Origin of the sequence: Synechocystis sp. LEGE 06083 (assembly GCF_015207725.1) — a bacterium.
Taxonomy (GTDB): Bacteria; Cyanobacteriota; Cyanobacteriia; order Cyanobacteriales; family Microcystaceae; genus Synechocystis; species Synechocystis salina.
This window is the reverse complement of record NZ_JADEWJ010000393.1, coordinates 1-2,392: the sequence shown is the minus strand read 5'-3', so window position 1 is coordinate 2,392 and position 2,392 is coordinate 1. Positions and strand designations below refer to the sequence as shown.

The window sequence follows — 2,392 nt, the reverse complement described above, 5'->3', positions numbered from 1 at the left end:
ACCCTGGGGGGGGCCATTGGTTATTCCCGCTTAGCTAAGCCCCAACCCGCTCGATACCATAGCGATCGCCTAGATTTACCGCAATATTTATCCCAACCCAAGTCCGTGCTGGTGGTGGGGGCCGGTTTGGCTGGTTTAGCTTCAGCCTATGAACTGAGCAAGCGGGGCTTTAAGGTTACCCTGTTGGAGAAATCACCCAATTTGGGCGGTAAGGTGGCGGGCTGGCCCATCCAGGTGGGGGAAGAAACCTTTCAGATGGAACACGGTTTCCACGGCTTTTTTCCCCAGTATTACAACCTCAAGGGCATTGTTAATGAGTTGGCGATCGCCGATAATTTCCGTTCCCTGGATTTCTACTCTTTGGTGTTTAAAGAAGGCTACGAGCCGGAGGTATTTCGTCCGAGCCATTCCGCCTTTCCCTGGAACATTGTTGATCTGACCATTTCTTCCCCCAATCGGTTGCGCTGGGGCATTAATTTAACCAAGCCTTCCCATTGGCAGGTTTTTCGGGCCATTACGGGATTCCAAATTCCCAAAAGCTATGACCAACTGGATGGCATCACTGTCAGTGATTGGGTGGCGAAGGGATTTCCCCAGGGTTTGTACGATCTTTACTTTCTGCCCTTTGCCAAATCTAGCTTGAATGCCCTCGATGTATTGAGTGCGGGGGAATTGATGCAGTTTTTCCACTTTTACTTTTTCGGCAATCCTGAAGGCCTAGCTTTCAACGGCACCAAGGACGATATGGTGACCAGTTTGGTCATGCCCATGGTGGAGTCCATCAAAGCCCATGGAGGAGAAATTATCACCGAAGCCACCGTTAGTGCGATCAACTGTGATCAAGGTTTAATCCAATCTCTCCAGTATGTGCAGGGGGATGATCCCGTCAGCGATGTGCCCTTTACTGTGCCCCGCAACGAGTTGCTCTCCCAGGCAAGCCCGGGGGAGGATGTTTATTACGGCGCTGGCGATCGGGTTTATTGGGCTAAGCCAGAAGGAAAAGAAGCTTTGTCCCTCACCTGTAGCCACCAGGGTTGTACCGTTGCCAAACAGGAAAACGGCCAATTTATTTGTCCTTGCCATGGCGCTGTGTATGATGCCGATGGTCAAGTGATCCAGGGGCCGGCCAAACGTAACTTGGCCAAGTTTGCCGTTAAACCGGGGAGCAGTGCCAAGGAAGTACAGTTAGTTTCCCGCAGCAAGGGTAAACCAGCGGAGCAAACCCTCAAGGCAGATTATTATGTGCTGGCGGCGGACGTGGTGGGCATGAAAAACCTGGCCGATCGCCTGGAGGGAGATGTTAGTCCCCAATTGGTGCAACAAGTAAAACAATTAGCCGTGGCGGATCCCTTTGCGGTGGCCCGGTTTTGGTTTGACCAAGATTTTGAATGGGCCCACAGTAATTTTGCCTCCCTGTCCGGTTATCGTTTGACCGATAGCATTACCCTCTATCACCGCATCCAAAATCAATTTATTGCCTGGGCGGAGCGCACCGGGGGCAGTGTGGTGGAGTTACACGCCTATTGCTACAAAGAGAGAGAGTTTCCTACCCAAGGGGATTTGTTAACCACCTTTGAGCAGGAATTGTACGAAATTGTCCCCTCCCTAGCCACTGCCAACCTGCTACATCGGGAATTGGTCAACCAAAAGAATTTTTCCGGGTTTCCCCCCAACAGCTACGGCGATCGCCCGGAGACAGAAACTGCGGTGGCCAATCTTTTGTTCGCTGGGGATTGGGTGAAAATGCCCTTTCCCTGCGGTTTGATGGAGCGGGCCATCAGCAGTGGATTATTATCGGCCAACGCCATCTGTCACCAAGAAGGTCTGCAACGGCGGGAATTGTTGACGGTGATGCCCGAGGGAATTTTGCAAATTTAGCCCCTGGGCCGTTTATGCCTGACAACATTGATTGATCCACCGGCTTGGTTAATTCTCTCCGGCCAATTTCAACAGCGGAAAGCCTAGGGCCAGGGGAACCAGGGAAAGGTTCTATTCCGTCTCCCTGGGGTAGTGGTGGTGCTGGGATTAATCTAGTTTGCTCGGGATTTCGTTGGCTAGTGTTAGCCTAGCAGGGTGGTTGTGGGGATTAAATAGCACCTGAAATTATGGTCACCGATCGCCAAAAGTCTGAGTCCCCCTTGGGGTTGCCCCGGTTGGCTAAGCATTCCAGGGCGTTTTTTTCCTGCCCAATGGTGGTGGGCTTCGGCAGTGGTGTAGTGGTGGCGATCGCCGGGGCCGCAACCTACGGCCATTATTGGGTACAGCGAAACGTCTCCCCCTTGGTGGGGCAAGCGGTGGAACATTTTTTAAATCGCCCGGTGGAATTGGGACCATTGACCAGTGTTTCCCTCACCCATCTAGAATTTGGTGCCACTAGCATTCCGGCCACCCC

Annotated in this window: 2 protein-coding genes; both read left to right on the top strand. The window is 52.5% G+C overall.

Features of this window, described 5'->3' with window-relative positions; all coding sequences use genetic code 11:
- Nucleotides 1-1,878, top strand: a 1,878-nt coding sequence (locus tag IQ219_RS18995) for an FAD-dependent oxidoreductase (protein ID WP_194073647.1), incomplete at its 5' end; no start/stop codon positions are given.
- 227 nt (nucleotides 1,879-2,105) lie between these two features.
- On the top strand, nucleotides 2,106-2,392 hold a 287-nt coding region (locus IQ219_RS18990), incomplete at its 3' end, for a hypothetical protein (RefSeq protein ID WP_194073646.1).